Below are 25,465 nucleotides of genomic sequence, written 5' to 3' on the forward strand. Positions count from 1 at the left end.
ATGCCTGTCCATTGCACCCGGCCCCAGTAGCCATGTTTTTGAGCGCCTGACGGCAATTTGTCATGATTGTTTTCTACCTATTCGCCGGTAACGGTAAAGTCACCTGAATCTCCTGCCGGTCAACTTCAGTCATTGCTGTCAGTTTTTTTATTATTTCACCGATTATTTATCAGCACATATGGTAAAGGACTTGACAATGGATTTCTTTACTTTTTCTGAGGTAAGAAATTCTTTGCGAACGAGATCGGCGCACACCCTTTTAACGCCTGCTCCGATTAAAAAATTCAAATCCCACTGTGGCCGCTCCAGCCTGCTCAGGGGCAGTTCTCTCGCTATCTCACCCATGATAGCCGTACTGACTCCTTGTATATACTCCGCCTTATGACCGTCTTGATAACCTTCTGCCCGTCTTTCTTCCAGGTAATCCTGATTAAACTGATATAAATAATGGTTCCCGTCAAAGATTACCAGTCTTCCTTCAGGTTTTAGAATCCGCAGCCATTCCAGATATGCTCTCTCCGGCTCTTCTAAATTCCATACCAGATTTCTGGAGACGATAAAATCAAAACTGTTATCGGGAAAGTCCATACTTTGGGCATCCATACGCAGAAAGCGGATAGCAGCCCCTTCCGCCGCCGCATTCTCCCGGGCACGTTCCAGCATTTTTTCGGTGTAATCCACTGCGGTTACCTCATACCCGCACTCTGCCAGAAGAATGGACAGAAAACCAGGACCGCAGCCTATATCCAGACATTTTAAGTTTTCACCGGCCGGAACATTTTTTCGCAGAACATCCCGCCAGGCAATTCTTGCCTCACCATTTAATTCATCCTGGTTGCCGGCCGAAAATCCGTCAGCCCGCAAAGTCCAGTAATCTCTAATTGCTTCTAGTTTTTGCAAAATTTCTCCTAGCCTCCCGGCAGCCCGGCAATAATTCGTAGATATAGGCCGCCTTAGCCGCTCTCTGCACCGCTGCCAGGGAAGCCTCCGGTTTGCCTGGCCTGATATTTTTCTAAATTATGTATAAACAAACATTCTGTCTTCTCATTTGTCAGCTGCCACGCAGATAGAGCGCAATACCGGCCCCTGCGGCCACCATGGCCAGATAAATGCCGGTCCCCGCAGCGGTAACGGCAAAACCCGTCTTAGCGCCGAAAATAGACAGATTGGCAGGCATGACCTGAGAAAAACCGTAGTAAATGTTATGAAAAAACGAAGCTAACAACAAAACAAAGATGACCTCCTGCTGCGCCAGCGCACCGCTATGTAAGAGCGTGCCGGCAACGCCAATGGCGGCAATCAGTGTAGGAATACCGGCAACGATGACCAGCACCCCGGCGGCCGTAAGATTAAACCAGCGCAGGAAAGGATCAAGACCGGCGATGATTTCCTTCATAAGATCGGTACGCAGCAGGACGGCGAAGACCAGCGTAACCGGTATAAAAACGACGGCAATGTCCCAGAACTGTTTACAGGCTTTCTTTCCTGCCGCCACTAGGTCTGTTTTCTCGGCCGTTGTTTTGCATATTTTTACTGAATCCTCCTCCCAACTGCTGTCCGCCTGCGGCGCAAGCAGCCGGTTTAAGACAAAGCCGATGACGGTAACCAGAGTGCTTAAGCCGACATTAATGGCAATAAACGCCGCCCCCAGCCACCATCCCAGCGAGGAAATTAAAATCGGACTGAAGTAAAAAGCAGTAAAGTAAATACCTGTCGGCAGCGATCCCATCAGATATACAGCCAGCAGTGTATTTTTGCCGACAGCGCCGCTTTTGCCGAATTCGGCCAGCATGGCATTGGCCGCAAACCGGTTTAACAGGCACAGGATAAAAAAGGGCCCTAATGAGTCCGGCAATTTGCCTAACGCGGTAAAGGGCCGCGTGACTTTGCTGAAAAAGGTGAAAAATTTGCCGGTTCGCAGCACAACCCCGCAGTAGCAGCCGATAAACATGGCCGGCAAGGCTATCTTCCACATGGTCAAAACATCGTTTAAGGCTAATGACAGGTTCACACTTATCTCTCCGTCAGCACAAACCGGAAGATATAAGCCTCTTCATAGGTTGCCTTCAGCCTGTCGGCAATGCACAAGAAGCCGTCCTCCTCGCGGGACAGATCAATAAACCCCTGGCGGCGGCGGCGCTGAATCTCAACCTTGAAGCCTTCGGCCGCAAACGTTTCAGCAATGAAGTCCAGCGTATGGGCATTGGACTCTACCAGACTGTTCCGGTTAATCCACTCGGTAAAATGCGCCAGGCTGGGATTGCCGTTCATGTCCGTGTAAGTGGCATAATACACGCCGCCCGGTTTTAACAGTTGTTTTACTTTCCAGGCGTGGGTTTGCAGGTCTTTAATCAAATAAATGACGGCCTGGCTGATAACCAGGTCAAACCGGCTGGCAAACTGCTCCGGCGTTGTGGTTGCCAGATAAGTCAGCGGCAGGTCCCCTTTGCGGGCATTGGCAACCGCAATGGATTCCTGCGCCAGGTCAATACCCATACCTTCTTTAAACGGCTTCACTTTATATAAGTGCCGTAAAAACCCTCCCTGATTGCAGCCAAAGTCCAGTACAGCCATGTTGGTAAGATCCTGTTCCTGAATTAAGCCAATCACCTCCTGCCAGCCGCTTAAGTGACTATTTTCCATTTGCTGCTCGCCTTCGGCGCGGTTTTGCCACCATACATCATAAAGCTTGTCTGTTTGTACCATGTTTTTCTCCCCCATTTATGTATCATCATTTATTTATTGCCATTGCAAATCGCTTGTCAGTACATGGAGTTCGGTAGGATGGATACGGAAGTTCTGCAGGTTCTGCTTGTAAGCATCCACCTGTACATAATAGTTCAAGAAAACAGCAGGAATTTCCTGGTCGATAATTTCCTGTACCCGGTAATAAGCTTGCTGGCGTTTTGTCTGATCAGGCTCTGTCATAGCGCCTGTCAGCAAGGTATCCATTTCTTTATTCTCATAATTCGGCCGGTATTTCGACTTGCTGGTAGAACGGAAGTCTTCAAAGGCAATGGCAGGATCGGCCGTAAAGGCCAGTCCGCGGGCCACCAGTGTCATATCAAAATTTTTGGATACCATGCCTTTTTCCAAAACGCCGGTATCGGCTACCTGAATATTAAGCTTGATACCAACAGCCGCCAGTTCTGCCTGGATGACCTGCGCCACATTAGGCAGCTCGGCACGGGTGCTATAGGTAAGCAGGGTATATTCCAGCTTCTTGCCCTGCTTTTCCCGCACACCGCTGCCATCGTCCATCCAGCCGGCCTTATCCAAAAGTTCCTTCGCTTTGGCTACCGAATGCTCACTGGCTTTGATGGCCGGATTGCCCCAGGGCAGATTGGCGGGAAACATGCCTACTGCCGGTTTGCTGTAGCCTTCCAGGACATCCTTGACAATAGCGTCCTTATCCAGCGCATAGTTTATCGCCTGGCGAACCGAACGGTCGGCCAGGCCGTCCCGTTCGGTGTTAAAATAGATTACCCGTACCCGGCCTACAGGATTGACATCCACCTTATAGCCGGCATTTCCCTGGAGTAATTTGGCATTAGACGGCATGACATTGCGAATTAAATCAACTTCACCGGATTGTAGAGCCATAAACCGGGTCTGTGCATCCGGATACTGACGGTTAATAACCTGCTTGATCTTCGGCGCTCCTTGCCAGTAGTCGGCAAACCCCTCGGTAATAACGCTCTTGTCCTGGGCTACCTGCACAAACTTATACGGGCCGGTGCCGATCAGATTGGCAAATTTACCGTCTACCATGGACTTTTCGCCATAGATTGCCGATTCCGGTGTAGCCAGATAAGCGGGCAACGCCACAGCCGGCATCCTGGTTTTGATAATAAGTTCCTGGTCGGATACAACCTCAATGGTGTCGAGCGGAATTGTTCTTGCCGTTTCGGCAAACCGTTCCACAGCCAGTTTTACACTCTGGGCTGTCAGCGGCGTACCGTCATGAAATTTCACATTGGGCCGCAGTTTGAACTTCCAGGCCGTAGGGTCAACCGCCTGCCACTCCAGCGCCAGTCCCGGCACAAGCTTGCCGTCGAAATCAACATCAACCAGCGTTTCCATAATACCGCTCCGGGCAAGAAAGTAACCGGATTTGACCGGATCGGCTATGGGCATCTCAAAATCCCAGCCTACCTTCAGGGTGGTATTGGCCGGCGCAGTGGCCGGCTTGCCGCCACAGCCTGCCAGAGCGGCTACTGCCAATATCAGCAGTAGCAATATCCAAAACTTCTTCCATGTCATAGTGGACAAAATCACTCCTCTCTTTACCCAATCAAATGACAAGCAACCTGATGTATCGAACCAATGGTCTTTAGTAGCGGCTCCTCAACCCGGCATTGCTCACAAAACTCAGGACAACGGTGTTTCAGAGCACACCCTGTCAGAATATCCGGGTAACCATGTTCCGCCTCATTGAGAGCGGCGCTTTTGTTTCGCTGCCGCCGTCTGGCAGGATCACCGGTAAGAGCGGCAGACAGCAAATAGCGGGTATAAGGGTGTCTGGCATTCTCTAAGTCCTGGGCCGGTAATATTTCGACTATTTTTCCGCCCAGCATGACAGCAACGCGGTCGGCTATCCGCTTAACCACGTTTAAGTCATGGGAAATAAATATATAGGAAATGTGGTGTTCGGCCTGAAGCCGCCTTAGCAAATCCACAATTTGTGCTTTGACAATGCCGTCCAGATTGGAAACCGCCTCGTCGCACACCACCAGAGCCGGATTTAGCGCCAGAGCGCGGGCAATGTTAATGCGCTGCAGCTGGCCACCGCTAAACTGATGAGGATAGCGGGTCTTGTATTCGGACTTAAGCCCTACCGCGATAAGCAGTTGATCAATCTTTCCCTGCCGTTCATGATAGTTGCCCAAGTTGTAATTGATGAGCGGCTCGGCAATACTGTCACCCACTGTTTTAAACGGGTTCAGGGCCGCATACGGGTCCTGAAAGACAATTTGCAGCTTCCGCCGCAACTGACGCAGCAGTTCCGGTCCCGCAGCAGTTATCTCTATCCCGTCAAACTGAACTTGCCCGCTCGTCGGTTGTTCCAGACCCATGAGGCAACGCGCCAGGGTACTTTTGCCGCAGCCGCTCTCGCCAACAATCCCCAGCGTTTCCTGGCGGTCAACATGCAGGGAAACGTTTTCTATCGCCGGCAGGACTTTTTTCCTGGCAAAAAAAGTGTCCCTGTCTATATAATGTTTCTTTAGATTAGCTACCGACAATAACGGCTGCTTCATAACTCACCCTCCTGCAATCGCCCCGATACGTTACAGGGACTGTAATAACTGTTCGGTATAGGGATGTACGGGATTTTGAAAAACTTCACGGACCGGGCCATGCTCGACAATTTTGCCCTGCCGCATAACAGCCACTTCGTCGGCAATCTCAGCCACTACCGCCAGGTCATGGGTTATGAACAGCATACCGGCGCCGAATTGCTCTTTTAGTTCCATTAATTCATCAAGAATATGGGTTTGGGTAGTGATATCCAGCGAAGAGGTGGGCTCATCGGCTATCAGGAAGCGTGGCTTTAACAGGAGGGCCATGGCGATCATGACCCTCTGTCGCATACCGCCACTGAGTTCAAAGGGATACCGGTTAAAAATCTTTACCGGGTCCGGCAGGCGAACACGCCGCAGCGCATCCACCGCCATTTCCCTGGCGGCTGAAACAGTTACCCCGCTATGGGACAACACGGTTTCCACAAGCTGAATACCGATGGTCAGGGACGGATGTAACGAGTACCGCGAATTTTGAAAAATAATCGCCAGGTCTTGTCCGCGCAATTGCCGCAATTCTGGCGGCGGCATGGCCAGCAGTTCGCGCCCGTCCAGACTGACCCGGCCTGTTATGATTTTTCCCGGCGGTTCAATCAGACCGAGCAGGGACAAAGCAACTGCCGATTTGCCGCAGCCGCTTTCACCCACCAGACATAAGGTCTTTTCCGGCAGTAGGGAAAAGCTGACCCCATCGACGGCCTGAACAGTTTTTGACGGCTGAAAATAATAGGTGCGTAAATCCTCAACAACCAGTGCCATAAGCTGATCCCTTTCTTACTTTATTCTGACAGCGACATACCCTGCGGATTAAGCGCATCTCTTAACGCATCGCCAAAAAGATTGCAGGCTAAGACCACGTTGGCAATGGCCAGCCCCGGGAACAACATGACATGCGGCGCCGACTGAAAATACGGCCGGCCGTCATTCAGCATGCTGCCCCATTCCGGTGTTGGCGGCTGAGCCCCCAGTCCCAGAAAAGACAGTCCGGCCATCGCCATAATGAGTTTTCCCATGTCCAGCGTTGCCAGCACTATGACAGCGCCTAAGACCTGCGGCAAAATATGCTGGTATAGAATCGGCAGTGTTCGGGTACCCGCTGCTCTGGCCGCCATTACGAACTCTTTTTCTCTTGCTGCCAGCGTCAGGCCGCGCACGATCCGGGCGTAGCTGACCCACCACACCGCTGCCAGCGCCAGCATGACGTTCCCCAGACCGGATCCGAGAAAGCCGGCAATGGCTAACGCTAAAATCAGCATGGGGAAAGCCAGGATGGTGTCTACCAGCCGCATGAAAATTTGATCCACCATTCCCCCGGTATAGCCGGCCAGCATCCCCAGCGGCAGACTGACGGCCAGTACGCTGACAAGCACCAGACCAGCGGCCGCCAGCGAAACCTGCGCACCATAAAGTACCCGGCTAAAAATACAGCGTCCAAGATGATCGGTGCCAAAGGGATACTCTCTGCCGGGTCCCTGCAATTTTGCCGCAAGTTGTACGGCTTGCGGATCATGCAGGGCCAGATAGGGGGCTGCCAAGGCAATACAGGCAAATATCAGCAGCATAGAGAGACCGCACATACCGGCCTTATCGCGCTTTAGCCGCTGCCAGTACAAACTCCAGACGTTTTGCTTCACTCTTTCAAGCCACCTCCTAAACGGATGCGCGGGTCAAGATATGAATACAGGCAGTCAACTGCCAGGTTTATCGTCACAACCACCAGGGCCGAGAAGAGAACATAGCCCTGAATGACCGGGTAATCGCGTCCCTGAATGCTCTCCACGGCAAACCTTCCCAGTCCCGGCCAGGAAAAGATGGTTTCCACAACGACACTGCCGCCTAACAGATGCCCGATACTGATACCAAACCAGGTCAGTACCGGCAGTAAGGCGTAGCGGAGAGCGTGCCGGCCAAGCAGCCACCGTTCTTTCAGTCCTTTTGCTCTTGCTACCCGGATAAAGCCCTGGGATAAGGCATCCAGCATGCTGCCGCGCAAGAGCCGGGTATAAGCGGCGGCCATCCCAAAGCCGAGAGTGGCCGCCGGCAGAATAAGCCCCTCAAGCCTCCCGGCGCTGGCAATCGGCAGCCATTGCAGCCTTACACTAAATAGATAGGCAAGGATCAGACCCAGCCAAAAGTTAGGAATGGATGAGCCTGCCAGTACGGCCATTCTCCCAAAAAAATCAAGCCAGGTCCGGGGATAAAGGGCCGTAAGAATGCCCAGAGGCCCAGCAAATAAGATCGCAAAGCCCAGGGAAGCCAACGTCAGCTCGACCGTGGCCGCCAGTCTGTGGCTAAGCTCATATACCACCGGCAAACCTGTCCGGTAGGAAATGCCTAAATCAAGCTGGACGACCCGCGTCAACCAGCGTCCATACTGGATATAAGCCGGCTCGTGTAGCTGTAGCTGCTGTCTGAGCGCTTCCACCGCCTCCGGCGGCGCTTCGACGCCGGTTGACGCCAGTATCATTTCCGGGGTATCCCCCGGTACCAGAGACATGAGACCAAAGGCTACTAATGAAATGCCAAACAATAAAATGATAAACGAAATACCGCGATGGATAAAAAAATTTACCGGCACAAGCCCGTCCCCTTCCTTACTGCCTTGAAAAAGCGGCAGAGGCAACTCCTGATTCCGGGTTATATATCGGCCCCCCCTGAGAAATAAAAAAAACCACGAAGGCAGAACTCTTAGAGTCCTGTTACCCTTCGTGGATAATTCTTCTATTATTCAGATTTCGCTATAACTTCGGAGTTTACTGTACCAGCCTTCAGGCCAGTGTTTGTTAAAATTATAACGTATTCCGTTCAGCTATGCAAGCTATCTTGCAAAAAATCCCTGTTTTTTCAGTTCAAACAGAATTCTCTATTTGAGTTCACGCACCAGCCGCATGCCGTTCAGCGTTACCAGCAAAGCTGCTCCTGTATCGGCCAGTACTGCCAGCCAGAGATTGACAAAACCGACAAAAGTACCAATTACAAACAGCAATTTCAGCAACAGGGAAAACGTTATATTTTGTTTGATGACGGCCACTGTTTTGCGGCTGAGCCGCATCACATAGGCAAGCTTGCCCAGATCATCCGCCATAAGGGCAATATCCGCCGTTTCCAGGGCGGTATCCGAACCGGCTACGCCCATGGCAACACCCACACTCGCCGTCGCCAGCGCCGGCGCGTCATTGACGCCGTCCCCAACCATGGCCACCATGCCGTACTGGCCAATCATCTGCTGCAAAGTCGCAACTTTGTCGGCTGGCAAGAGTTCAGCATAGAAGGCGTCTACACCGGTTTTTTGCGCAATGGCTGCAGCTACCCGGTTGTTATCCCCGGTCAGCATAACAATCTGCTCTATTCCTGTCGCCTTAAGTGCAGCCACTGCCGCAGCGCTGTCAGCCCGCACCGTGTCGGCTACGGCAATGACTCCGTAGATTTCTTGCCCGGAGCCTACCAGCATGACAGTTTTCCCCTGCTGTTCGAGTTGCGACAAATGGCTTTCCCTGGCAGCAAGCGCAAAGCCTAATTCCTCAAACAGCCGTACATTTCCCACATAGATAGTCTGGCCCGCCAGATCGGCTTGCGCCCCTCTGCCGACAAGCGCTTTAAAATTGGCTACCGGCGGCAGCTTTCTATCGCCTGCCTGCGCTACTACAGCCTCGGCCAGCGGGTGTTCAGACCATTTTTCCACTGCGGCGGCCATGGTCAGTACATCCTCGTCCTGCATAGTGTCCACCCATCTGATAATCTCAGTAACCCTGGGTTTGCCAACCGTCAGCGTACCGGTCTTGTCGAAAGCCATGGCGCGAATTTTCCCCATCTGCTCAAGATACGCCCCGCCCTTAATGAGCACACCGCGGCGTGAAGCATTCCCAATAGCTGAAACAATGGAGACCGGCGTGGAAATAACCAGCGCGCACGGGCAGGAGATGACTAAGAGCACCAAGGCCCGGTAAAACCAAAGTTCAAAGGGTTGCTGGAAAAAGAATGGCGGTATGATTGTCAGTCCCACAGCGGCCAGAATAACCGCCGGGGTATAGTATTTGGCAAAAACGTCAACCACCTGTTGCAAAGGCGCTTTTTCGGCCTGGGCCTCTTCCACCATGTGCATGATCTTAGCCAAGGTCGAATCGGCAGCCAGCTTGGTAACAACAATGGTTAAAGCGCCTTGCTCGTTGACGGTGCCGGCATATACCAAGTCTCCCGTCTGTTTTTCCACCGGCATGGACTCTCCGGTAATGGCGGCCTGATTGACTGTCGAGCTGCCGCTTTGCACAGTGCCGTCCATGGCAATCCGTTCCCCGGGTTTGACCAGTATGACATCACCGACGACGATTTCCTCAACCGGCAGCCGCAGTTCCTCACCATTACGCCGAACCAACGCTTCGCGCGGCGCCAGTTCCATCAATGCCCGGATGGAAGTGCGGGTTTTATCCAGTGTATAAGCCTGCAAAGCGTTGCCTAAGGAAAAGAGAAAGACAACGGTGGCGCCTTCGCTCCACTCACCGATGGCAGCCGCGCCGATAACGGCGATTACCATGAGAAAATTGGTGTCCAGCGTCAGGCTTCTAAGACTGTATAAGCCGCTTTTAGCCACATGGTAACCGCCGGTAAGCATAGCCAGGACATAACAGGGAACACTCAGTTGCCCCGTTCCGGTCCACTCCAATACCATCGCCAGCGTGACCAGCAGGCCGGATACAATTGTCGCCAGCATCCGCGGCTTGCGCCACCAAACAACTGCCTGCAGAGTTGCCTTACCGGCCTCGCTGTCAGTAACCGCCTGATAGCCGGCCTGCTCAACTGCGGCGATAATATCCTCATCCTTAATACTGTGTTCCACCGTCATTTTTCCGGCGCCGAAATTCAGTGTTACTGCCTGGACGCCTGCCAGGGCGGCAATTCGCTTTTCCAGTTTAGCCGCACAGTCGGCGCAGTCGAGGCCAGACAAACGAAATACCGTTTTCCGTAATCCCGGATTCTCGCTTACTTTAGTAACAAGCGCCGCACTATAGCCAAAACCGGTAATAACCCTGAGAATATCCTCTGTGCTAAGAACGGCGCTGTCATAATTCACTTTCAGCTTGGCGACGGCAAAATTCAGCCGCGCCTCAGCCACCCCGTTAAGCCGCCGGACAGCCTTCTCCACTTTGGCGGCACAATCGGCGCAATCCAGTCCGCCGACCTCAAAAGAAGCACTCTCTAGCCGGGCAGCCTCAACTACGGCGCCACACTCATGGACCGCCATCGCCACTTCGCCGCCACAGCAGGAACAGCTGCAGCCGTTATGCTCCAGTTTATGCATAATAGTTACCTCCCGTCTGTATGAGAAATATGTTCCAACCCCTGACACATTAAGGAAATTACATGATCATCATCCAGCGAATACCAGGCTTCTTTACCGTCCTTGCGGAACTTTACCAGCCTGGCAGCCCGGAGTGTGCGTAATTGATGCGACACAGCCGACTGGTTCATTCCCAGTGTCTCGGCAATATCGCATACACACATTTCCTGTCTGGACAACGCGTGCAGAATCTTTATCCTGGTTGGATCGCCCAATATTTTAAACATCTCCGCCAGCTCCCGTACCCTGCGGTCATCCAGCATGGCGGCTTTGGCCAGACAAATTGTCTGGGGATGAAAACAGCGCTCTTCACAAAGATCTTTATCTAACGCCTTCATGGCATCCACCTCACATCATGTGATTATATGTTCATATGTTATTCTATTCTCATTTTCGTTTTGTGTCAATAAAAAAATCACTGCTTCGCGCAGTGATTTTAACTTTACTTAGCTAAGGCTCAGCTTCTACACCTTGAATATACTGACAGCGTCTTGCAATTCTTCAGCAATCTTAGCCAAAGCCTGACTGGAGGCGGCTATTTCTTCCATAGACGCAGACTGTTCCTCGGTTGCAGCGGCAACCGTCTGCGTTTGCCCTGCGGCTTCCTTGCTGATTTGATCAATATCACGCACTGCTGTCACGATTTGCTGACTTCCGGCAGCCATCTCTTTAATGGTTTCTGATACCTCCTTGATTTCAGTGGAAACCTCGGCAATAAGCGAGACAATTTCCTTAAATGCCAGTCCCGCAGTATTTACAACTTCAGATCCTACCTTTACCTCCTCTGTGCCGCTAGTCATAGCAACAACTGCGCTGTCAGTCTCGGCCTGGATCTGGGCAATCAGGCCGGCAATTTCTTTCGCGGCGTGTTGGGATTGCTCAGCCAGTTTGCGTACCTCCTCGGCAACTACCGCAAAACCTCTGCCTTGTTCACCTGCCCGTGCCGCTTCAATAGCCGCATTCAGCGCCAGTAAATTGGTCTGCCCGGCGATCCCCGATATTGTGTCGACGATTTGGCCAATCTCTTTTGAACGTTCGCCCAGGTTCATAACTACCCGCGCCGAATCGGATACGGATTTCTCAATACTCTGCATCTGATCCATAGCAGCGTCTACTGCTTTGTTTCCTTGACTTGCAGTGCCAGCCGTCTTGTCAGCCATACCGGAAACGGTGTCAATATTTACAGCAACTTGCTGTATTCCCGTTGACAACTTTTCAAGAATTTCCGAGGTGGCATTAATCTCGTTGGCTTGGTTTTCCGCACCTTGCGCAACATCGCCAATTGTTTCGGCAACTTGTACAGTAACACGGGCGGATTGTTCCGCACTTGCCGTTAATTCTTCCGATGATGCAGCCACTTGCTCGGTTGTGACGATCACCTGCTTGATTAATTGATGCAAATTATGCTTCATGATATTGAAAGCGGCAGCTAACTGTCCGATTTCATCTGATGATTTCTGGATAATATCTTCCTCTAGCAGATTACCTTTAGCAAGCTCATTGGCACTACAGGTAATCTGGCCTATGGGCCTGGAAATGCTCCGGCTGATAAATAAGCCAATACCAATCGCCACGAAAGTCACAAGAACATTCACAACCAGCAGCATTAATTTGACCTCTGCCGCTCTTTCCTTTTGACTCTTTTGTTCATCCTGAACTACCGCCTTCACGGTTTGTACCAATTCGTCAGAGGCTGCAATAGCCGCCTTATAGGGCCTTCCCGCCTCTTGCATATACAAACTGACCTTCTCCAGATTATTTGCTTTTTTAGCTTCGATAGACTTTTCCGCGATAGCCTCATATTCGGCTTTCTCTTTGCGCATTACTTGCAGCAGGTTTTTACCTTTCTCGGTTTGCATTATATCGTTAAGCTGGATCATTTCTTGGTCTGATTTTTTTCGGTAATCATTAAATGCAACTATATCCGCCGGATCGCCGGTAAAATTAAAGCGGCGCATGGCAACAGCCTCATTGGCCAAGTCGGTGGCAAAACTTTGCGTCAATTCCATTTTTCGCAAACTTGTCGCCAGTAAACTTTCGTAAGCTGCGTTTAGTTCCCCAATCTCCAAATATGTAAATATACTCATTATTGCCACCATAACAATAACGAGCAAAAACCCCCCCGTAATCTTCCTACCGACTGTTAGCTTCATTTTTTCCACCTCTACATCTTTACTAACTAGAAATAGACCATGCGATTAAAATAGTTATTAACAGTTACAGCTCTGAAGCGACAACTTGCTGTTTCAAATAACCTGATTCCTCCTTTTAGGCCTGCAAGCGCAGCAAACAAAAAATCCGTAATCTTTTTTCGGTACGCCAATAGGGATCAGTGTGTTTATACTCAACCTCTTGCTCACCACTTTCCTATCTATATTTTCCCCATTGACTACCGCGCGTACTAGTCATTGGATAATTACGCATGAATCATACCAAAGCAGAGAATTTCGACAATTTTACTGAAAATTCAGCATAAAAGACTAAAATACTATAAAAATCTCCCTTCATTATTTGTTGTGAACTTCTGTAGCTAACTATCCGGCTGTATTAGCTGAGATCAATAAATTTGACATATATGTAACTTTTCTCACTAACTTTTACATTTTCGTCAATTACTTTATTGGCAAGAGTAACTCGTTAATATTATTTAGCATTTTGAAAATGCAAAAATCCGCCGTTGCCAATAGAGCTAGCAGGCGGATTCTCGATTCCTTTTTTTCGCTGTGAAGAGATCGGAAAGTGTTCGTACCAATATCACTTCGTCAGGCGTTGGACGAATTTTAGCCATATCCCTTCTTTAAGATCTACGGCATCATGAGGACAAAGCTCCTGACAACAGTAACAGCGAATGCAGTTTTTCAGATCCAGTTGAGCCCGCCCCTTGGCTATGACTATGGTTTTGGGCGGGCAATGTGCAGCACAGCGGCCGCAGCCGACACATTTATCATTGATAACAGGCTTGGCCGTTAGCTGATTCTGCCCAAGATCAGCCAGCCAATACGGTATTGCGGCCCGTAAAGCAACAAGATTTTTCGCGGGAGCATAGGGTACGACGGTTGCTTGGGCAGAACCGGCAATGTCAATTGCCGTCAGTTTGGGGGCTAGCTTTTGACTCAATGCCCAGGCTGATACCGGCAGTTTTTCTGCATTGAACCCCATAATGTTGGCCATAACCATATCAACGGCAAAACCGTTGGTCCCGGCAAGGAGAACCCCGGTTTTGATTGGCGTTCCGTTGCGCGGGCCGTTTCCTTCCATGCCGACTATGCCGTCTATAATATGAAGTACGGGTTTTACCGCTTCATTCAGGTCTGCCAGCATTGCGGCAAAGTCGCGCTGCTTTTGCATGCGCAGATGGAATTGGGCTTTATAAGGCCCGACAATAAACCCGAAAAGATTCTTTACCCCGCCGGTTATGCCCATCAGGGAGTGGGTCTTCATTTTTGCCAGCGAAATCACTTTGTCGACTTGCTGCAATTCCTGAGCTAACTCAAATTTTTTAATAAACAGCCCGTCCGAATGATACGTGACAGCTGATTTTTCAAAAGCCAATAGCTCTGCTTTCTCCTGTAAGCATACTTCTGCAATACCTGTTATTTCAGCTACCTTCCTGATATTGCCCAGCGCCGGTGAATCACCGACAAACGCTGCACCGCCGGCGGCTTTCACTTGTCTAATTACGGCTCTGAGCACTTCAGGATGTGTGGTTACCGCTTTATCTTTGTCCACCCCTTCAAGCATATTGGGCTTCAACAATACCCTATCGCCAGGCTGAATAAACCGGGATATGCCGCCCAACTCGTCAAGCAGTTCTGTCATGGCTTGTTCGACTATATGTGTATCATAGGAATCGGTTTTTACTACTGCTACTTTTGTCACAGGGAATATCCTCTTTTCCAATGCTGTGGGCTGCCTGACCCAAAGCCGCTCTTACTTGAGACTTGGTACAGCATATACAAGGTTCGCTCAAATACCTTTGCAGCCCAGGCAGGGATAAACTATCCAAAATCGCTTATCAATTATCATTCCTCTTCTTCTTTGTCTTTATATTTAAATACATAAACAAGCAAACTTATAAAACAAACGGTAAGGATAATTGCAACAAAATCGTTTGGGGACATGCTAAGAAAAATTTGGTAAAATACAGTAGCGACCGCCGCACAACCTATAAGAAAAGTTTTTTTCCTGGAGTCATTAAAATAATCTGCTACCACTCCATAGCATAACGCAAGTATAAACACAATGAGACTACAAGCTCCCAACGATAAAGCGATGTAAGCACTAGTGGCTCCATTAAAAGAAATGAGAACAACCAACCCCAAAATAAAGGTACAGCCAGCGAACTTTAGTGCTAATCGCAATATTTTTATTTCCTTAGGAGTTAATTCTTTCATTATGATTCCCTCCAAGCTATGTGACTATTTCCAAGCTGATGAAGTACATATAAATTCCTATATAAAGAGATTGTTTATTCATTAATAGCATCTAATTGAATGATTAAGATATTTTCCTTATCTGGTCTAGGCATTCCTCTATACCTGGCTTGTAGTTCAATAAAGTCACCTTCTTTTATCTTTCTAAGTTTACTCCATTTCTCCTCTGGAAAGGTAACTAGGATAGAAATAGCTTCTTCAGGTTGAAAAAAAACACATATTCTATTTGATCCTGGGTATTGCCCCGTTCCTCTAACATTACCATTTAGCTTTATTATCTTATTCCTAAATTTTGTGTCCGCAGCTTCACTATCAATTTGACATTCATAGGCTAACTCTGACGCCTTCATAGTATAGGCAACATTGGAAGGATAGTAATAATTTAAAAGGGCGTATAATGTAAAAAAATGATCAAGAGTGCAGTGCATACTAATAAAATTGCTCCTTTGGTTTCACCCAATGACAAAAAAGCATTCCCTAATTTATATAATAAGGGATTTATATTGGGGGAAATATTTTGCTCTGAATCATTTATCTGGCTATTTTCAATACCACAATTATGGCAAAACTTATAATTTCTATTTAACTTTTGTCCGCAATTAGGGCAATTCATAACCTGACACCTCTTCTTTTGAAAACTGTTAAATTTTAGAACAAAATCATTACTAGTATAACATACAATTCTCAGCAATAGATTCAACAATCAACCTTTCAACTTTTCATCATTGGAAAAAAATTATCACTATTGACAATAAATATTGCTCAATATGCAACATTTACTGACCAAGGTCACTTACTTATAGTAATCGAATGATGCCCTTTAAGCCGGAAATCATGTTTTATCAAGGTATTTGTTATTATGAGAATTAGGAAAGACCATAACTATTTCCTCCTTTCTAAAAGAAGAATAGACGTCCCGTTTACTTGCTGACGTCTACTTGCATTTGCGAATTTGGCACCAGTATCATGTAGTTAAGTTTCATCCGAAAAGCCAGCTAGAATAAGCATTCCAAGCATCTGGAAAGGTATCTAAAGAACTACCAGCCGCTGGGTGGTTACCGCTTTACCTTTGTCCACCCCTTCGAGCATATTGGGCTTCACCAATACTCTATCGCCAGGCTGAGTAAACCGGGATATGCCGCCCGACTCGTCAAGCAGTTCTGTCATGGCTTGCTCGACTATTTGTAGATCATAGAATCCGCTTTGCTGGCTGCTACTTTTGTCATGACAGGGTCACCTCATTTATCACCAACGCTTAACCCTCTTGGCTATCGTTTACCACTGTTCATAATGTAATATCTCTTCCATCCTTTTACGAAGGCGGGGCTTTGGTTGCTCATCCGCATAGCCAAGTGTAATGATACCAACTACGTATTTATCTGAAGGAATGTTTAGGACTGGCCTAATTGCATTTTGCGTAAACCAAGCAACCCAACAAGAACCTAATCCTAAACTATTAGCAGTGAGTAGAATATGTTCTGTCGCAATCGAAGTGTCTCTTATAATTTGCTTAACCTCTTCTTCCGAGCTATTTTCATCCAAGATAAACTTAATTTCTTCTTTTATTCTTGAACGAATGTCTGCAATGCATACAATAAAAACCGGAGCAGTTACCATCCATTTTTGATTATGAGATACTTCCGATATTCTTTGTTTTATAAACTTATCTTTTACAACAATAAAGTGCCAAGGCTGGGTATTGCTCCCCGATGGTGCCAGCCTTGCACTCTCAATCAGCCGAAGAATATCTTCATCCGATACGGCTTCATCTTTATATTTTCTAATACTTCTCCGCATTTCAATTGATTTTAGCATACCCATTCTCCCTTCATGTAGGCATTTTTACCCGCCTAAGCAGGCGGGCAATTTTGTTATAGACAAAACATCTAAACCCCGTCACGATTGAGGAATTTCCGTTACGCTCGCCTCACCGTATAATATTTACATCCGCTTTCTTTCGTGGCACTAGTTTATCATCATTGGACGCACTATAGCCAAGAGCAACCGCACCGCAGACTATATAAGTTTCAGGAATGCCATAATCGGTTAGTGTTTTCCTCATTTTCTCTTCATCACAAAACCAAGTTAACTGGTTGATCCAGCAGGAAGCCAGCCCTAATGACTTAGCAGCCAGCAGTATGTTTTCAATTGCAGCCGAACAATCCGCCATGGCATTTGGGTACTCTCTCGTATTGGACACAATGATTAATGTAGGGGCATTAAAATAAAAGTTGTACGTCTCTTGCTGAGCTGAGATTTTACCTTTTCGCTTGGATCGATAGGTATTCTCATCCACGCATAAATTCGCAAATGACTCTTTTACCAGGCTATTAAGTTCCAAAAGCTTTTCCCTGTTTTGTATAACTGCAAAATTCCAACTCTGCGAATTTCCTCCAGTAGGTGCATGAATCGCCGCATCAATAAGCAATTCCAGGTCTGAATCCAAAATCTGATCTTCCTTGTAAGAACGTATACTTTTTCGTGTTAGAATTGTTTTGATTGTTTCATTCATTATGAATGCACTCCCATCTGTTATTTTTTGACTCTCAATAGAGTTGTCTCTACATTGTTTCCCCTAATATTTATAACTTAATAACTAAATTTGCCTGTTGAAACATAAAATTCCTGCCATATTTCAAAATATAGCAGGAATCATAATAGGTCATAGCTTATCCTCCCTTTAATCTTAGGTCATAAGATACCCAGGCGAGAAAAGTAACGGCCCCTGAATAATTACTTTCCAAAAAACCGAATTATCATAGAGTGATAATGATGATCAAAATGCTTCTGATCATATTATTTTGATGTCCGCAAAATCTCTTGGTCTAAACGAATAATCAACAGGTAAGTTTTCCCCTAATGGGTATTGTTAATGGAATAACCAACAATACAACTAAAGCTACCAGAATTACAGAAGTTTTGATGCCAATAACATCGCTTGCGGCTCCGTACACCCACGGTGAAACTGCTCCGGCAGCAATCGTTGCTGTATAAAATATTGCAAAAGCCTGTTTTCTGTTTTCCTCAGTCACTAAGTCAGGAACGCTCCCATAAAGTATGGATGAGGTACCGTTCAGAGCCACTCCAAGCAGCAGAGACAACATTATTTCAATATGTAATGAAAAAGCAAGCATACCCAAAATACAAAGAGCTGTGAATACTTCCGTAATAATTACTGATCGAAGTATACCAACTTTTGCAGCTAGTGTCCCGCAAATAAATTTCCCCATAGCGCCCCCCGCAAATACAAGCGAAAGCACTAAACCGATTGTCGTCACCCCTGCCCCGTTTTCCTGCAGTATAAAAGGGAAAAAAGTCAAGAAACCCATTCTCGTGCTGCTGTCAATAACGCCTATCATTAACAAAGCCCAGAATCCTTTGCCAGCTTTCCATTCCACTAGCTTACTTGCGCATTTTGCGTGTTCTTGCTGAACATTCCTGCTTATTTTCTTACTGTTTTTAAAGAGAATAATTGCTATCCCAATACCTATGATACCAACTGCCTGACTAGCAGCCTGCCAGCTATACTGACTTATTAGCAAGGAAGCTCCAGCCGGCAAAAACAGTTTACCTATATCACCGGCTACATTAAACATACTCAGCGCAGCACGTCGCGTACCGGTGTCAGTATAAACGTTGGCAATCAGCGACGAAGATAACGGATGCTGTACACTTGAGCCTACGCCTCCGGCAATAAGCAAACAGCCTAGAACTAGCGGCGCTGTCGCCCACCCATACAGGCATACGGTAAGGCTGGTAAGTACTGTTCCGAGTAATAGCAGTCGAATTTCGCCTATTCGATAGGCAAGATAACTTGACGGTACTTGAAGACCTGCCATAGTGCCTGAAAACAAGGTTTTCAAAAAACCAATTTCCGTGAACGTCAACGAAAACTGCGCTTGCCAGATTGGAAAAAAGACGTATAGCATATCAGTAAAGCCATCATGAATAAAATGAGCCAAGCCTCCAATTAATAGAGTTTTACTATATATTTTCCTGGTGCCGGCGAAAAGCTTATCCATCAGACCTATCCCCTGTCTTATAGCGACTGTAAATAATCTAAAAACGAACTTTTCAGATTTGCACGCGTCGCAAGCATTGTTAACAGTGCATGTGTCGGCTTTGTGAATATTTTTTCTTTATGGAAAATAACCGAAAATATACTTTCAAGTTTTGGCACCTGCGTAAACTCGATCAGCATACCGTCATTCAGGCTGTCTCTAACTAATATTTCCGGCAATATGCCGACTCCCAATCCATTTAGCGCAGCTTGCCTGATTGCTTCTGAATCACTGTATTCCAAAACTGGCCTTATATTCTTTTCCCGAAGTACTCCATCATATATTTTTCGATAGATACTGCCTTGCTTTAATACAATGAACGGGTGCTGCCAAACATCGTTTCCATATTTTTCAACAAGGCATGGCCGCGCTACCCATACCAGCTTTTGCACCGCAACATTAAACTGCAGGATTCTATTGTGTGAAATTTCATCATGAACCATTGCAAAATCAAAGCCATTATCCAATATGCCTTTAACTGTGATCGGCAGATTGAAACAATGTTCAATACTTATAACAACATTAGGCATTGCTTTCTGAAACTCCTGAAGAATAGGCGAAAGTGTATGTGCTGCCACCGCCGTACCAAGACCGATTTTGATAGTTTTATCATATGAATGTTCTTGCAATGTCGCTTGGGCTTCGCGATGAATTATTAGCAATCTTTCTGCATAGCCAATCAAACCCTTGCCCGCTTCTGTTATATACAATTTTTTGCCTACCCGTTCAAAAAGCAATACTCCAAAATGTTCTTCCAAAGCTTTGATTTGAGCTGTTATAGCCGGCTGGCTGAATTTCATTTCTTCTGCAGCTTGTGTAATGTTTTCTGTTTTTGCAACGGAAAGAAATGTTTTTACTAAACGCAAATCCATATTGTAACACATCCTACAATTACTTTTCTTAATTGTAGGATATTATTTTCTGCCTGACAATCGAATAGATCTCACATCCCATTTTTGCTTTCATTCTACCTTTCTTGCTATGAAAAATGAAATTAAATATTCTGATTGACTTAATAATATTTTTTTATTAGCAACCTTGCATTTTTGTTGCTTACTGTTTAAGCAGTTAGCTCTAGAACATGTCACTGTGTATCCTTTAAAACCAATTTTTTATTTCAGTATTGCTGCCTCGTAAGTTTACTTCGTAACAGGCCAATAAACAATACTAAGACATTAGTCAATTATTTGACCAATGTCTTCATCTCTTAATGTACAGCGATCTGCTTTCAGTGCTATCATAGTTTATAGGCACTAACTCTGACTGCTGCCTGAGGCCTACAAGTATGAGGCGATATGCTGACTAACTTAGGAAATGATATCTATCAGGAAAGAGCTGATTATTGTGGACATAATAGCAGTATTTATACTTTTCTTTACTTCCCTGCTCTTTAGCGTTTATAAAGGAATATCTATACTTTATCCTCTTCTCTTGGGGCTTATCTGCTTCATTCTGATATCTCTACGCAGAGACTATACGATAACCAATTTGCTACGCATGATGCTGGACGGCTCAATAAAATCCTTAATTGTAATCAAAATTTTTGTACTGATTGGTGCAATTACCGCCGTCTGGAGGGCCTGTGGAACAATTTCATTCATAGTTTATTATGGAGTAGCCTTTATGAGTGCAAAGTACTTTATACTATCTGCTTTTCTGTTGTGCTGCCTAATTTCATTCCTGCTGGGAACAGCCTTCGGTACAGTGGGAACTATAGGTATTGTGCTTATAGTCCTGGCGAAAAGCGGCAATGTTGACGTCAATATGACTGCAGGAGCAATCATTGCAGGCGCTTATTTCGGCGATAGATGTTCTCCTATGTCCTCAAGCGCCAACCTTATTGCCGCCTTAACTACTACCGATCTGTACGTAAATGTAAAAAATATGATAAAAACAACATTATTACCCTTTGTACTATCAGTGATCGGCTATATTTTCCTGTCTCGTTTTAATTCCCTCACCTTTTACGATAATGAAATTGCAAAAGAAATATTGACCTATTTTAGTTTGGACATTATTGTATTGTTTCCCGCCATCATTATACTTCTTTTAGCCCTTTTCCGAGTTGATGTTAAATTATCAATGGCCACAAGCATTATATCCGGTATTTTAATTGGATACTTTGTTCAGGGTATTTCTTTTTTGCAAATGCTGAAATATATAATCATAGGCTACAGTATGGATAAAAGCAGCTTCTTTGCCGATATAATACAAGGCGGCGGACTAATCTCCATGTTGAAAGTTTCTCTTATTGTGTTGATTTCCTCCTCCTATTCAGGCATTTTTAAGGGTACGGGTTTATTGAATGATATTGAAGAGCTTTTTGATAAGCTTAGCAGAAAAATAAATGTATACCCTACTCTAATTCTGTCTAGTATAGCAGCAGCAGCCTTTAGCTGCAATCAAACCTTAGCAGTTATGCTTACCCACCAATTTGCTAATCAGAGCTATGAAATAAGACACTTAAGCAGCCATAGGCTGGCGGTTGACCTGGCGAATACTGTAATTTTAATCTCCGCTTTAATTCCGTGGAATATTGCGGGAGCTTTTCCGGCGGCGGCATTATCGGCGGATGCAGGCTTCATACTCTATGCATTTTATCTTTATCTCGTTCCCCTAACTAATCTATTCACCCATAATAATAAGCTCTCTTGAATATTTCAAAAATCACAACTCACATAAATTTAAAGGAGTACACCATGTCATATTTAGTATTTGAAGGAATATATGTTAATTTCTAGAAACAGTAATATATATTATCGCTTTATAGCCTTTAGCCGCTATTCGCTTGTAAAGCTATAGAATTATAGTTAGAGCCCTTTTGCATCACTTCTGGCAAATACTATAAATATAAAAAAAGAGGTTCTTATGGCCGGGTTTGTAGTAGGCAACATCAAACTTAACGAAATTGATAAAGCCCAAACACTTATTAAATCCGTTTTTGACAAGTATATTGCACCCGGTTACTCTCCTGAGGGAATACGGCATTTTTATGAATTTATAACCTTGGAAGCAATAATTAGCCGTTTAATCACTAAATCATTTATGTTGGCTGCACGTACGGAAAATGAAATAATTGGCGTAGCCGAAATCCGCGACTATTCCCATATATCCTTGTTATTTACGGCAGAGGCTTATCATGGCAACGGGGTTGCAAGGACTCTTATAAGAACAGCAATTGATAAATGTCTTCAGAAAAATAAAGAACTCAAAAGTATTACAGTTAAGGCTTCCCCTTATGCCGTTCCTATCTACGAGAAACTGGGCTTTAGTTGCAGTGAGCCCGAACAAGTACTTAATGGCTTACGTTTTACGCCCATGATTAGGACACTAAAATAATTATACAGGAATTAAGAATTTTAACCGCCTTAATGCCTTATGACAGATTGGAGTGATAGCAATGGATAACCCCTGGGAATTAATAGATTTAGAGATATACGAGAAGCATATGTCTTCTGATGAAGTTTACCAATTGCAAACCTTAAATTTAATCACACAAGAGCAGCTATCAGAAAACAACTGTGAAATCGTTGGCATCCTGGGAGTCGCCGGCGGCAACGGGCTTGACAAAATAGACCCTGCCAAAACAAAGCGAGTCTATGCTATCGATATAAATAAAACATACTTGGAAAAATGTAGACAAAGATATGGATATCTAGGAGATTCTCTAGAACTTCTCAACTGCGATCTGGCTGCCGCAAAAACAGAGCTGCCCTATACAAGCTTGTTAATTTGCAATTTAATTATTGAATATACCGGTGAGCGTGAATTTGTCACAACCATCGCTAGAAACAAAAATAAAACAGAGACTGTCTCCTGCGTTATCCAGAAGAATAATAGTACGGCTTTTGTGAGCCAATCTACACTTGCATCCCATTTTGAGCCCATAGCCTCTTTACATAGAGATATTGATAGCAACAGCTTGACAGCCTTATTTAGCAACCATGGATTTGTATGCAGCAAGCAGCAAATTTATCATCTCCCTAACGGTAAAGATTTTTTACGGATAGATTTCGTAAAACGTGGTCTATAACCATGTTATCCTGCCAATATTTTGCCCTGGAGGTGATCCTATGGCATTAACGAAAGAACAAAAAAGAAGAATTTATGAAGAAGAACGAGAACGTATTCGAGCCAGAGAACGAATTGAGGCTGAACGTAACCGTAAACGTCAGCCTAAACTTACTTGGGTTAAAGATGTGATTATTGTCATAGGTTTTGTACTTATGCTTTACATAGTTATGGGTGGCAGATAAGCCAAAAGCTACTTTCATTGCAAATATTCAGTCATAGGGCAGTAAATCCCGGCAAACTGATGAAACCGTTTTTTACCAATACACATACTATTTATTACAATGCCAGACATAACCTAAGGGGGATTATATATGTACCATTTATCTTTTTACGAGTATATTTATTATGGTCTGATTATTGCCAGTCTGCTTCTTTATCTACCGCTTTATGTCCAAAGGCGTCATGAAATTATCGCCTCCCGGCGGAATTCATCACGTTGGGGAATAGTTATTTCCTTTGCTATTATAAGCATTATCAGTTTAGCGGTTAATCTGGTCACTTGGTTGCCCGCTTTAGTCACAACTATCATCGCTTGTTCCATTGCTTACTATGTGGTGTTTGTTAAATTCAAAGATTAGCTGCTCCTTATCCTACTGCCCTCTTTAGAGTTTACAGGCGCCGGGAAGTATGGAGGATATTGAGTTGCGGCAAACTTAGACTTAGGGGGAAACATCTTATGTGGCAGAAAGATGACTATATAATATCAACAGACAAAACTTTACTTGATCTCGATACAATTCACAAATTCATAACCGGTGAATCCTACTGGGGTATAGGCCGCAGCCGGGAAGCAACGCAGCGGGCGATTGATAATTCAGGTCGTAGTTAGCCATCCCGAGCTAGTAAAGTTAAGGAGAATAACGCTATTTACCCGAACTCCGGAGGTTTATTGCGATGCCGCATTTAAAATCTATGATCAAAAGTTTATGGAGCTTCGGTACCCTGCGAATAGCTAGAAGCATTGAGATTTACAGCAAACTATTATCAAAGCCAGGTGAATATCATGATAGAAGTTACAGCTGCCATAATCCAGCATAAAGAGAATATTCTCATTGCCCGCCGTCCGCCGGGAGATCCCTTGGCCGGCAAATGGGAATTTCCCGGCGGTAAAATTGAACCGGGAGAAACACCCGAGGAATGCCTGCGCCGCGAAATAAAAGAAGAGCTGAGTATCGGCATAGTAGTTGGTGATTTCTTTGCGGAAAGCATCTATAATTACCCCGCTAAAACTATACGCCTATACGCCTTCTGGTCTGCCTGGCTATCCGGCGAAATCGAGCTTCGCTCCCACGATACTGTTGAATGGGTTAATATTGAGGATCTTAAGAAATTCGATTTTGCCCCGGCAGATATTCCGTTCATTAATAAACTGCAAGGTAATAGCTATTAGCAATAGTTGCTTATCCTTCAGCTTAAAAGAATAAATAAACTCGATAAAGTAAACCTAGCTTCAGGTGGGGTTTTAACCCAACCCCATCTGAAGGTTAGTTGCCCTTATCCCGGGACTTATCCACTCTTACTCCCACTTACAGAAGGGGGAGTCTTAGAGCGGGTTAATCACAGGATAGAAGAGTAAGCCTGAACACGTTCAACTCGACTGCAAGTGTAATAGAAAGATAAAAATCCGCCTTAATTCCGGCGAATGTGGAATAAGGCGGATTTTATATATATTGGCAAAGCTTGATTACAATAGTTTAAAACTTAAAGGTTGCGCCGACGGCAAATTCATCTTTGTCTTTGCCGTGATCAGGCATAAAATTGCTATATGTAACATTGAGATCTAAATTTCTGGCTAATTTATAGCCGGCCCCCACTTGCAATTCTTTGAATTCATCGCCGGCAAGGAACGATGCATAGCCATCAAGCTGCGGCGCCAATGACCCATTCAAACCAAGACCAAGGTACACGGATGAATCACTATAATCAAAATCCCGGTTACCAACTATCCCTCTTAGATTATTAGTAAACTGATACTGCCCGTAAATGTCTTTCATATCACCATAATAATCACGATCAATGGATTGATAGCCAAGCGTAAAGCGATCACCAAATTTATGTTCAATATAAAAGGTGTCACCGCTTAAGCCTACTGCCGTTTGCTCGTTATCCAGATTGTTGAGCGGAGCGGCAAAACATGTGGCCGTGCTCATAGTAATAAAAGCCCCCAAAATAAGTAAACTCTTTTTCATTGAAAACCCTCCTCAAATTGTAACAGCTCCACCATAACCTTCTTCAACTTGATGAAGCTTTTAGGTAAGTACT

Annotated in this window: 26 protein-coding genes and 1 pseudogene; 7 read left to right on the forward strand and 20 right to left on the reverse strand. The window is 45.6% G+C overall.

The genetic code is table 11. The annotated features are described in order from the left end of the window. Positions 1-162 precede the first annotated feature (162 nt). The 19 genes and pseudogenes from SATMO3_RS24850 to SATMO3_RS24940 form a co-directional block, all read right to left on the reverse strand. Complete coding sequence (locus SATMO3_RS24850) at positions 163-900, reverse strand: class I SAM-dependent methyltransferase (RefSeq protein ID WP_371372727.1); 738 nt, start codon at positions 898-900, stop codon at positions 163-165. A gap of 151 nt (positions 901-1,051) precedes the next feature. Continuing rightward, positions 1,052-2,011 (reverse strand): hypothetical protein, encoded by a 960-nt coding sequence (locus SATMO3_RS24855; protein WP_371372729.1) that lies wholly within the window; start codon positions 2,009-2,011, stop codon positions 1,052-1,054. A 2-nt stretch (positions 2,012-2,013) separates the two neighbouring features. Next, positions 2,014-2,706: a class I SAM-dependent methyltransferase gene (locus tag SATMO3_RS24860; protein WP_371372731.1), complete on the reverse strand. Its 693-nt coding sequence runs from the start codon at positions 2,704-2,706 to the stop codon at positions 2,014-2,016. Between the two features lie 33 nt (positions 2,707-2,739). Then, on the reverse strand, positions 2,740-4,263 hold the full coding sequence (locus tag SATMO3_RS24865) for an ABC transporter substrate-binding protein (RefSeq protein ID WP_371372733.1): 1,524 nt from the start codon (positions 4,261-4,263) through the stop codon (positions 2,740-2,742). Between the two features lie 23 nt (positions 4,264-4,286). After that, positions 4,287-5,258 (reverse strand): ABC transporter ATP-binding protein, encoded by a 972-nt coding sequence (locus SATMO3_RS24870; protein ID WP_371372735.1) that lies wholly within the window; start codon positions 5,256-5,258, stop codon positions 4,287-4,289. 30 nt (positions 5,259-5,288) lie between these two features. Further along, the gene (locus SATMO3_RS24875; protein WP_371372737.1) at positions 5,289-6,059 is read right to left on the reverse strand and encodes an ABC transporter ATP-binding protein; all 771 of its coding nucleotides are present in this window, start codon (positions 6,057-6,059) and stop codon (positions 5,289-5,291) included. A 20-nt stretch (positions 6,060-6,079) separates the two neighbouring features. Continuing rightward, positions 6,080-6,934, reverse strand: coding sequence for a nickel transporter permease (gene nikC, locus SATMO3_RS24880; RefSeq protein ID WP_371372739.1), 855 nt, complete (start codon positions 6,932-6,934; stop codon positions 6,080-6,082). Beyond that, a complete protein-coding gene (gene nikB / locus SATMO3_RS24885) occupies positions 6,931-7,878 on the reverse strand; it encodes a nickel ABC transporter permease (RefSeq protein WP_371372741.1) in 948 nt (315 codons plus the stop codon). Before nikB ends, nikC begins: the two co-directional genes overlap by 4 nt. A 285-nt stretch (positions 7,879-8,163) precedes the next feature. Next, positions 8,164-10,569: pseudogene (locus SATMO3_RS24890) on the reverse strand (heavy metal translocating P-type ATPase); the annotation flags it as partial. Positions 10,570-10,601: 32 nt separating this feature from the next. Next, positions 10,602-10,898: an ArsR/SmtB family transcription factor gene (locus SATMO3_RS24895; protein ID WP_371381793.1), complete on the reverse strand. Its 297-nt coding sequence runs from the start codon at positions 10,896-10,898 to the stop codon at positions 10,602-10,604. Between the two features lie 201 nt (positions 10,899-11,099). After that, the gene (locus SATMO3_RS24900) at positions 11,100-12,788 is read right to left on the reverse strand and encodes a methyl-accepting chemotaxis protein (protein ID WP_371372743.1); all 1,689 of its coding nucleotides are present in this window, start codon (positions 12,786-12,788) and stop codon (positions 11,100-11,102) included. Positions 12,789-13,389: 601 nt separating this feature from the next. Next, a complete protein-coding gene (locus tag SATMO3_RS24905; protein ID WP_371372745.1) occupies positions 13,390-14,514 on the reverse strand; it encodes a DUF362 domain-containing protein in 1,125 nt (374 codons plus the stop codon). 143 nt (positions 14,515-14,657) lie between these two features. Further along, the gene (locus SATMO3_RS24910; RefSeq protein ID WP_371372747.1) at positions 14,658-15,029 is read right to left on the reverse strand and encodes a hypothetical protein; all 372 of its coding nucleotides are present in this window, start codon (positions 15,027-15,029) and stop codon (positions 14,658-14,660) included. Between the two features lie 74 nt (positions 15,030-15,103). Beyond that, a complete protein-coding gene (locus SATMO3_RS24915; RefSeq protein WP_371372749.1) occupies positions 15,104-15,496 on the reverse strand; it encodes a hypothetical protein in 393 nt (130 codons plus the stop codon). A 601-nt stretch (positions 15,497-16,097) separates the two neighbouring features. Further along, a complete protein-coding gene (locus tag SATMO3_RS24920; protein WP_371372751.1) occupies positions 16,098-16,235 on the reverse strand; it encodes a hypothetical protein in 138 nt (45 codons plus the stop codon). A gap of 108 nt (positions 16,236-16,343) precedes the next feature. After that, positions 16,344-16,883: a nitroreductase family protein gene (locus tag SATMO3_RS24925; RefSeq protein WP_371372753.1), complete on the reverse strand. Its 540-nt coding sequence runs from the start codon at positions 16,881-16,883 to the stop codon at positions 16,344-16,346. A 112-nt stretch (positions 16,884-16,995) separates the two neighbouring features. Then, positions 16,996-17,580, reverse strand: a complete 585-nt coding sequence (locus SATMO3_RS24930; protein ID WP_371372755.1) for a nitroreductase family protein — start codon at positions 17,578-17,580, stop codon at positions 16,996-16,998. 325 nt (positions 17,581-17,905) lie between these two features. Beyond that, positions 17,906-19,090 (reverse strand): MFS transporter, encoded by a 1,185-nt coding sequence (locus SATMO3_RS24935; protein WP_371372757.1) that lies wholly within the window; start codon positions 19,088-19,090, stop codon positions 17,906-17,908. Between the two features lie 17 nt (positions 19,091-19,107). Further along, positions 19,108-20,001 carry a LysR family transcriptional regulator gene (locus SATMO3_RS24940; protein ID WP_371372759.1) on the reverse strand — a complete coding sequence of 298 codons (894 nt, stop codon included), beginning with the start codon at positions 19,999-20,001 and terminating at the stop codon, positions 19,108-19,110. Between the two features lie 472 nt (positions 20,002-20,473). Here SATMO3_RS24940 and SATMO3_RS24945 point away from each other — a divergent pair, with 472 nt between their 5' ends. From SATMO3_RS24945 to mutT, 7 genes are all read left to right on the forward strand, one after another. Continuing rightward, a complete protein-coding gene (locus SATMO3_RS24945; protein ID WP_371372761.1) occupies positions 20,474-21,784 on the forward strand; it encodes a Na+/H+ antiporter NhaC family protein in 1,311 nt (436 codons plus the stop codon). Positions 21,785-21,997: 213 nt separating this feature from the next. Beyond that, the gene (locus SATMO3_RS24950; protein ID WP_371372763.1) at positions 21,998-22,468 is read left to right on the forward strand and encodes a GNAT family N-acetyltransferase; all 471 of its coding nucleotides are present in this window, start codon (positions 21,998-22,000) and stop codon (positions 22,466-22,468) included. Positions 22,469-22,529: 61 nt separating this feature from the next. Further along, positions 22,530-23,162, forward strand: coding sequence for a class I SAM-dependent methyltransferase (locus SATMO3_RS24955; protein WP_371372765.1), 633 nt, complete (start codon positions 22,530-22,532; stop codon positions 23,160-23,162). Between the two features lie 40 nt (positions 23,163-23,202). Then, positions 23,203-23,385 carry a hypothetical protein gene (locus tag SATMO3_RS24960; RefSeq protein WP_371372767.1) on the forward strand — a complete coding sequence of 61 codons (183 nt, stop codon included), beginning with the start codon at positions 23,203-23,205 and terminating at the stop codon, positions 23,383-23,385. A 129-nt stretch (positions 23,386-23,514) separates the two neighbouring features. Further along, complete coding sequence (locus SATMO3_RS24965; RefSeq protein ID WP_371372769.1) at positions 23,515-23,781, forward strand: hypothetical protein; 267 nt, start codon at positions 23,515-23,517, stop codon at positions 23,779-23,781. 98 nt (positions 23,782-23,879) lie between these two features. Next, on the forward strand, positions 23,880-24,032 hold the full coding sequence (locus SATMO3_RS24970; protein ID WP_371372771.1) for a hypothetical protein: 153 nt from the start codon (positions 23,880-23,882) through the stop codon (positions 24,030-24,032). A 174-nt stretch (positions 24,033-24,206) separates the two neighbouring features. Then, on the forward strand, positions 24,207-24,593 hold the full coding sequence (mutT, locus tag SATMO3_RS24975; RefSeq protein ID WP_371372773.1) for an 8-oxo-dGTP diphosphatase MutT: 387 nt from the start codon (positions 24,207-24,209) through the stop codon (positions 24,591-24,593). Between the two features lie 304 nt (positions 24,594-24,897). Here the strand turns inward: mutT and SATMO3_RS24980 are convergent, their stop codons facing one another. Continuing rightward, positions 24,898-25,392, reverse strand: a complete 495-nt coding sequence (locus tag SATMO3_RS24980; RefSeq protein ID WP_371372775.1) for a hypothetical protein — start codon at positions 25,390-25,392, stop codon at positions 24,898-24,900. Positions 25,393-25,465 lie beyond the last annotated feature (73 nt).

The organism is Sporomusa aerivorans, assembly GCF_041428895.1.
Lineage (GTDB): Bacteria > Bacillota > Negativicutes > Sporomusales > Sporomusaceae > Sporomusa > Sporomusa aerivorans.